Source organism: Streptococcus suis (genome assembly GCF_016743335.1).
Classification (GTDB): Bacteria; Bacillota; Bacilli; order Lactobacillales; family Streptococcaceae; genus Streptococcus; species Streptococcus suis_Y.
Window position 1 is genome coordinate 20,305 of record NZ_WCJE01000030.1, and the last position, 7,461, is coordinate 27,765.

Here is a 7,461-nt window from a genome sequence, read left to right on the forward strand (position 1 = left end):
TCCATACTTCATTATCTAAAAAAATAGAAAGGAACAGCCAAATGAAAACATGGAAAAAATTTGCCTACTCCTGCGTGACACTTGCGTCTGCAGCTTCCCTTGTCGCTTGTGGTAGTCTGACTGGAAATAAGACCGCATCAAGTAGCGCTACAACAGAAGATGGATTGACAAACATCCTCATGTATCAAATCGGAGACGCACCGAAAAACATCGATGTTCTTTTGGAAAATGCCAATAAGATTATCGAAAAAGAAGCAGGCGCCCATCTAGACATCAAGTATATCTCATGGGGTGACTATAAGGATAAAATGGCCATTATTACCTCATCTGGTGAGGAATATGATATTGCCTTTGCAGACAACTATATTATCAATGCGCAAAAAGGAGCTTATGCTGATTTAACAGAACTTTACAAGAAAGAAGGCAAGGCCCTCTATGACATTATTGACCCTGCCTATATCAAAGGAAATACCATCGACGGAAAAATCTACGCAGTACCTGTCATCGGTAACGTAGCTAGTCAACAGATGCTTTCCTTCAATCAAGACATGGTTGATAAGTATGGTTTTGACATTTCTAAAGTAGATAGCTACGATGATGTGGAAAGCATGTTGGCAACCATCAAAGAAAAAGAGGCAGATGTGACACCATTTGCCTGGGTAAAATCTAGCAAACCATCAACAGACGGTTTGGAATATCCAGCTGGGAATGAGTTACCATTTGCTATCGACTTGAAAGGCGACACTACAAAAGTGGTAAACCCATTTGAAGTGGACCGTCACATGGATAACCTTCGCACCATTCACAAATACTATAAGGCTGGCTACATTATGGCAGATGCAGCGACTACTGACGCAACCTTCTCACTTGATGTAGCAAACTGGTTCGTTCGTGAAGAAACACAAGGACCAGCTGACTTTGGCGATAGCCTCCTTTCAACAGTTGCAGGCTATAAGATTACTTCGAAACCAATCACATCTGCCTATAAGACAAGCGGATCTACCCAAGTAGCAAACTTTGTCATTTCAAAAACATCTAAGAACAAAGAAAAAGCTATGGAAGTATTGACTCTTATCAATACAAATCCAGAATTGCTGAACGGCTTGGTATTTGGTCCAGAGGGAGTCAACTGGGAAAAAGACCCAAGTGCTGAAAATCGTATCAAGTTGTTGGATGGTTACAAAGGCGATACTCGTATGTCAGCTTGGAACACAGGTAACAGCCAAATTCTCTACATCACTGACAAGGTAACAGATGAAGATGTGAAAAAAGCAGAAGAATTGCTGGCAGGTGCAGAAGAGTCTCCACTTCTTGGCTTCAACTTCAATGCTGATGCAGTTAAGACTGAAATTACAAGTATCCAAAATATCATGAGCCAATATGCAGCAAGTATCAATACTGGTACTGTGGATCCTGATGTTGCTGTTCCAGAAATGCTGAAAAAATTGGAAGCAGAAGAGTCCTACAAAAAAGTAAAAGAAGAAATGCAAAAACAATACGATGAGTTTTTGGCAAACAAATAAGCAATCACAGATAATGGAGTGTGAAAAGAGGTTGGGTGTTTTCTGACCTCTTTATAATTTATGTTGATATATACAAATAAGCGAAATTGTGATAAAATAAGTGTAAAAGGAGGATACATTCTGATGAAATGGTTAGACAGGCTTTTTACTCTTCTGTTCTTCCTCATGAAATTGGGTGCCATCTATTTGGTTCTTCTATTGCTAGGAGGCGTAGTGCTGGGCATTTCACCAGCAAATGGAACGATACTTTACCTCTACGATAACTATCATATGGATGCATCTAAGTATAATTTTCGAGAGGCGTTTGGCTATTTTAAAGAGCACTTTATTCGGCTTAACCTTGGCCTTGGTCTTGTCCTCTTATTGATTGGTCTTTTATTTAGCGGCATTTGGCTCTTGATTCAATTGCCCCAGACCTGGTGGATGCCAGCAGTTCTTATTACAAATGCTTGTGGTCTTTTCTATATTTTTGCACTCTATGCTCTCTTTTTAAAACTTCAAGTACATTTTGAATTTAGTCTAAAAACAGGCTTACAGTTGGCGGCTGTCTCGCTTTTTCTTGATTGGAAAGCCCTGGTCAAATTTTTGTTAGGCAGTCTCGTCTGTGGGTTCTTGCTATTCAAACTTCCCTTGATTTTATTCTTCTTCCTACCGGTCCTATGGCTCTTGTTTCTCTATGATGCCTTTGATCCAGTTTATAAGAAAGTTGACAAGGATTACTTATGAAAAAAGTTTTAATTCATACTCTTTTGAAAAGTTATTCTTTATTAGTGATTGGGATTGTCATTTTCTTTGCCAGTATTCTTTCCTACATCAGCTGGTATCAGTATGATACCAATCGCATCCGCATTCAACAGGAAGTAGCAGATGGTCTAAAAGAGGAGTTGGATTATTATCAGGGACGGGTTGGGAATTATCTAGCGGACTACATTACGGACAGGGATCGTCTAGACAGTCTTTATCACTATTTTCAATTATCTCCTTCTCAGTACCAGGTCTGGTTACTGAGTCACCCTCACCTGATGGTCAAACGGATTTCCTTGCAGGATTCTGTTCGCACTCTCTATCTCTATTATCCCTTCGTAGAAGGAGTCGATATTGCTCCGATGGATGCAAATACTGTCTTTGTTTCTACCTCTGACTTAAAGTCTGGTAAAAAGGTCACGGCCGAAAATTACAAGGCTCCGCAACATAGTATTTCGATGACCCTATTTTCTCCATCGACAACAGAAGGTATTGCAACCATCTATGTCACCATCGATGCGGATTTGCTCGAACAATATATTCAACGTAAGACGGATCTCCCCATAACCGTTAGAGTTCAAGATTCTCTGGATCGGGAATTTTATAGTCTGAGACCAGATGTTGCCTCGCCTCCGCTCTCCTATCGAATGAGTGGGGATTTGCAAATTGCAGTTGGGGTTGACCAGCAGCATGCTATTGAAAAAGTTGGCAGCCTAGTCGGAATCATTTTTCTAGGAAGTAGTTGCCTCGTTGCTCTTTTACTACTGGTCCTGAGAAGGGTGTTTAAACGATATGAAGTTCAAGTACTGGACATTGTTGATACCATGCAACAGATTCGTGGCGAAGACAGGCATCTTCGTCTACAGACGGACAATAAAGAGCAGGAAATGTATCTCATTTCATCGGAAATCAATCAGATGCTGGATGCTATGGACCAGAGTATTCAAGACATCTATCGCTTGCAGTTAGCTCAGAAAGATGCCAATATGCGAGCCTTACAAGCCCAAATTAACCCCCATTTTCTCTACAATACCTTGGAATTTTTCCGTATGTATGCAGTCAGCAAGCAGATGGATGAGCTAGGGGATATGATTTATGAATTTTCAAGCTTGCTTCGCAGTAGTGTGACACAGGCAAAAATGACAACGGTGGCAGAAGAACTTTCATTTTGTGAAAAACATAGCTACATTTGTCAAATCCGCTATCCCCGTTCCATTGCCTATGCCTATCAAATGGATCCTGGGTGCGAAAGAGTTGAAATTCCTCGGTTTGTAATCCAGCCTCTGGTAGAAAATTATTTTGTCCATGGAGTAGATCTCAAACGAAAAGACAATGCGCTTAGTGTCAAAGCTCTCAAGCATGGACAGGATATGGAAATTCTCATCAGAGATAATGGTAAGGGAATGAACGCGGAAACTCTGGAAGCCTACAAACACCTCTTGGCAAGTCGAGAATTGTCGCAAGAAAATCGGTCACAATCAATCGGATTACGAAACGTTCATGAGCGGTTACTTCTCTATTTTGGAGACCGTTACCAGATAGAATTAGATTCTAAAGAAGGGGAAGGGGTGACATATTCAATCTTATTTGAAGGTGTCTTCCCCCGAGGAGATGAGCATGATGCATAAGATGTTAGTAGTTGATGACGAATATATGATTTTGGAAGGGATGAAGCATCTTCTCCCTTATCATGAATACAATGTCGAGATTGTTTATACGGCAGAGAACGCTGAAGAAGCGCTGGATTATTTTTCACGGCATACTGTGGACCTTGTCCTAACCGATGTCAGCATGCCAGATATGACAGGTCTGGAAATGGTTCGACGAATGAAAGAACAATCGCCTGATACCCACATTATCATCATGTCTGGTTTTCAAGAATTCGAATATGCCCGTAAAGCTATCTCCCTCGGGGCAATGGATTACCTCCTTAAGCCCATCAATAAACAAGAACTGGCTAAGCTGCTCCAACAGCTACCAACGTTGAAGAAAGAGACGGATAGGGAATATATTAAGGGTTTCTTGGCAGGAACCCTGACAGCGAGTGAGTTATTAAGTCACTCCCAGAAAACATGGTTTGCCGCTAGAGAGACTCCAAACCCAATGGGCTACTGTCGTGAAAAAAATATTTTACATCAAGTCTACTATTTTCAGTTGACAGAAAGTCGACCAGAGGGTAGTCTATATACAGAAGAAGTTACCCCGACGATGACCATACGGCAGTTGATTGACAAGGTAGAGAGGCGCTTATTTTATAAGCAACTATCAGAAGATTTAACGGCTACTACCACAGAATTCTATAAAGATATGGAACCGCTTCTACGTGCAGGAAGATTGGCAAAAATCGTTGATGTTTTACCACATTTGGCTGATAAATTACGAGAAACCACTCCGGCAGTCTACCTAACAAAACAATTTTTTAATCAGATGATGTCGGATGTGTTTTACTATTTTAATGAAGAAGACCATCAGCGCTTGGAAGATTTCTATGTAAAGGTAGAAGCGAGTCGAGATTTACATCAACTAATGGAGTATTTTTGTCATTATCTGAAAAAATTTTCCGAGAGTTCCACTTACAGTCCACATGTACAGGAAGTCGTTACGATTGTTCGTGAACGCTTTGCAGAGGAACTGTCTTTGAAAGATATGAGTGCTCATCTCTACCTAAATACGGTTTACCTAGGTCAACTTATCAAAAAAGAGACCGGGCATACTTTTGCAGAATTGCTCAATCATCAGCGAATCAAGGTAGCACAACAGCTTCTCTTGAACAGTCAGTTGGGAATCGAAGAAATTTGTTTTCAAGTCGGCTACACCAATGTGGGCTATTTCTATAAAATTTTCAAACGCATTTGTGGGGAATCTCCCAAAAATTACCGACAGAAAATCGGTCAATTACAGACAGAATGAGATGGAGGCGAGATGAGCAAAAGGGAAGAATTGCAGCACCTATTTCCAAAGGGAAGGCTTGTATTTGAAAAGACAGAAAACGGAGCAAGTATCCAGTTGCCTCTGGCTGATCATACTTGGTTTTCCGTCGATCGCAAGGATTTGACAGATCGAGAAATCGAACTGATTGACTTGCTGATGAATGACTCGAGCGCAGAACAAGGTCATCCTTGGGGACGCTATTTCCAAGGGGGAGGTCCTCTTCCACAAACCTTGGAAAAACTACAGGTTATTCATGCTCATGTAGGCCACGTATCCGATGAAGATGGAAAGGTAGCCTGGCTTGATATGATGGCCAAACTTCTCCCCAATCTCCAAGGCTACTATACAGGCAATGGACAGGATTACCTGTTCATTCTACATCAGGCACCTCTTTTTGACGTCAAAGAAATACTGCGTGACACCCTTGCTACCATGGAGTTCGATTTTGGTCTGAGAATTACATTGTTTTTAGGGCAAATCTGGCCAGCCAAATTGGTACACTCTTGGCCGCAATTAATCGAAGCTGAACAATCCCTTTTTCACCATTGGCGAAGCAGCCACCATCAGTCACGGTTGCTTACCTTCGGTCAGCTCTATCTTTGGGCAGGTCAACTCCACCCCGTTTTGAGAGAAGGACTTGCTAGTTTGATTGCCCACCAGCAGCTAGAAAAGGAAATTGTAGCTCTTTGGCAAGAAGGTGCGGTCATAACCAAGGCAGCCCAGTCTCTCTATATCCATCGAAATACGCTACAGTATCGCTTGGACAAATGGTTTGATTGGACGGGATTACAGCTCAAGGAATTGACGGATTTGGCAGTTTGCTACATGGTTATCATGGATTTAAGTATCTAATAGGGGCTAATGATGAGAAAGCGTTGTAGCCTTTGAGAATGCCACCCATCGCTTCGTCCCTTTTCTACTGAAAATCCCAAAGGGCTCATTGAATTTTTGAAAAGTAAACTATTTCAGTAACACAGTCTTTTGTGCAACTTGTACAAAAGATTGTGTTCTTTTTGTTCACCTTGACCTAGAAAAATAAAACGTTTTCATTTACAATAAAACTATCAAAGAAAGTGAGGCTTGAACATGGTTCAACTTAATTTAAAAAATATTTATAAAAAATATCCAAATAGCGAGCATTATTCCGTTGAAAACTTTAATCTAGATATTAAAGATAAAGAGTTTATTGTTTTCGTAGGTCCTTCAGGATGCGGTAAATCAACTACTCTTCGTATGATTGCCGGATTGGAAGATATTACAGAAGGTGAAGCTTACATCGACGGTGTGTTGATGAACGATGTGGCACCAAAAGACCGTGATATTGCCATGGTATTCCAGAACTATGCCCTTTACCCACACATGACTGTATTTGACAACATGGCTTTCGGTTTGAAATTGCGTAAATACAGCAAGGATGAAATCAAAAAACGTGTAGAAGAAGCAGCGCAAGTTCTAGGTTTGACTGAATTCTTGCAACGTAAACCTGCTGACCTTTCAGGTGGACAACGCCAACGTGTTGCCATGGGTCGTGCCATCGTCCGTGATGCCAAAGTATTCTTGATGGATGAACCTTTGTCAAACTTGGATGCCAAACTGCGTGTGTCCATGCGTACAGAGATTGCGAAAATTCACCGCCGTATTGGTGCAACAACGATCTACGTAACGCACGACCAAACAGAAGCTATGACCTTGGCTGACCGTATCGTTATCATGTCTGCAACTAAGAATGAAGCCGGTACAGGTACAATCGGTCGTATCGAACAAATTGGTAGCCCAGAAGAGCTTTACAATAAACCTGTAAACAAATTTGTTGCCAGCTTCATCGGTAGCCCTGCAATGAACTTCTTTACAGTGACTCTTCAAGAGGGTGTGCTTGTTGGAGATGGTTTCAAAGTAGATCTTCCAGAAGGGCGTCGCAAACACTTGGAAGAAAAAGGCTACAACGGCAAGAGCTTCACACTTGGTATCCGTCCAGAAGACATCAAAGCTTCTCAGTTGGAATTGGACACTTATCCAAGTTCAATTATCGAAGCGGAAGTAGTTGTGTCTGAACTTCTCGGTGCAGAAACTATGCTTTACTCTAAAGTGGGTAGCACAGAGTTTGTATCTCGTGTCGATGCACGCGACTACCACAACCCAGGAGACAAAGTTCGCTTGACCTTCAACCTCAACAAAGCACATTTCTTTGATGATGAAACAAGTAAGGCGATTGTCTAACCTTTCTAAAATCGTTCATAAAACACCTGACCGCTAGATGAAAATC

The 7,461-nt window shown here is 41.4% G+C and carries 6 protein-coding genes; all 6 read left to right on the forward strand.

What is annotated here, in order from left to right; all coding sequences use genetic code 11:
• The first annotated feature begins 41 nt into the window (after positions 1-41).
• The 6 genes from F9856_RS08725 to F9856_RS08750 all read left to right on the forward strand — a co-directional run bounded on the left by F9856_RS08725 (position 42) and on the right by F9856_RS08750 (position 7,415).
• Complete coding sequence (locus F9856_RS08725) at positions 42-1,523, forward strand: ABC transporter substrate-binding protein (RefSeq protein ID WP_024398695.1); 1,482 nt, start codon at positions 42-44, stop codon at positions 1,521-1,523.
• A gap of 123 nt (positions 1,524-1,646) precedes the next feature.
• Positions 1,647-2,249 (forward strand): DUF624 domain-containing protein, encoded by a 603-nt coding sequence (locus F9856_RS08730; protein ID WP_236659584.1) that lies wholly within the window; start codon positions 1,647-1,649, stop codon positions 2,247-2,249.
• A complete protein-coding gene (locus tag F9856_RS08735; protein WP_202106378.1) occupies positions 2,246-3,895 on the forward strand; it encodes a sensor histidine kinase in 1,650 nt (549 codons plus the stop codon). The genes F9856_RS08730 and F9856_RS08735 overlap by 4 nt, the downstream gene beginning before the upstream one ends.
• Positions 3,885-5,177 (forward strand): response regulator transcription factor, encoded by a 1,293-nt coding sequence (locus tag F9856_RS08740; protein ID WP_202106379.1) that lies wholly within the window; start codon positions 3,885-3,887, stop codon positions 5,175-5,177. Before F9856_RS08735 ends, F9856_RS08740 begins: the two co-directional genes overlap by 11 nt.
• Before the next feature lie 12 nt (positions 5,178-5,189).
• Positions 5,190-6,050 (forward strand): helix-turn-helix domain-containing protein, encoded by an 861-nt coding sequence (locus tag F9856_RS08745; protein WP_024381074.1) that lies wholly within the window; start codon positions 5,190-5,192, stop codon positions 6,048-6,050.
• 234 nt (positions 6,051-6,284) lie between these two features.
• Positions 6,285-7,415, forward strand: coding sequence for an ABC transporter ATP-binding protein (locus F9856_RS08750; protein WP_024398690.1), 1,131 nt, complete (start codon positions 6,285-6,287; stop codon positions 7,413-7,415).
• Positions 7,416-7,461: the final 46 nt, after the last annotated feature.

Excerpts from the sequence above, each read along its gene's own strand:
- F9856_RS08725 (WP_024398695.1), top strand. The coding sequence starts at position 42 with ATGAAAACATGGAAAAAATTTGCCTACTCCTGCGTGACACTTGCGTCT.
- F9856_RS08730 (WP_236659584.1), top strand. The coding sequence starts at position 1,647 with ATGAAATGGTTAGACAGGCTTTTTACTCTTCTGTTCTTCCTCATGAAA.
- F9856_RS08735 (WP_202106378.1), top strand. The coding sequence starts at position 2,246 with ATGAAAAAAGTTTTAATTCATACTCTTTTGAAAAGTTATTCTTTATTA.
- F9856_RS08740 (WP_202106379.1), top strand. The coding sequence starts at position 3,885 with ATGATGCATAAGATGTTAGTAGTTGATGACGAATATATGATTTTGGAA.
- F9856_RS08745 (WP_024381074.1), top strand. The coding sequence starts at position 5,190 with ATGAGCAAAAGGGAAGAATTGCAGCACCTATTTCCAAAGGGAAGGCTT.
- F9856_RS08750 (WP_024398690.1), top strand. The coding sequence starts at position 6,285 with ATGGTTCAACTTAATTTAAAAAATATTTATAAAAAATATCCAAATAGC.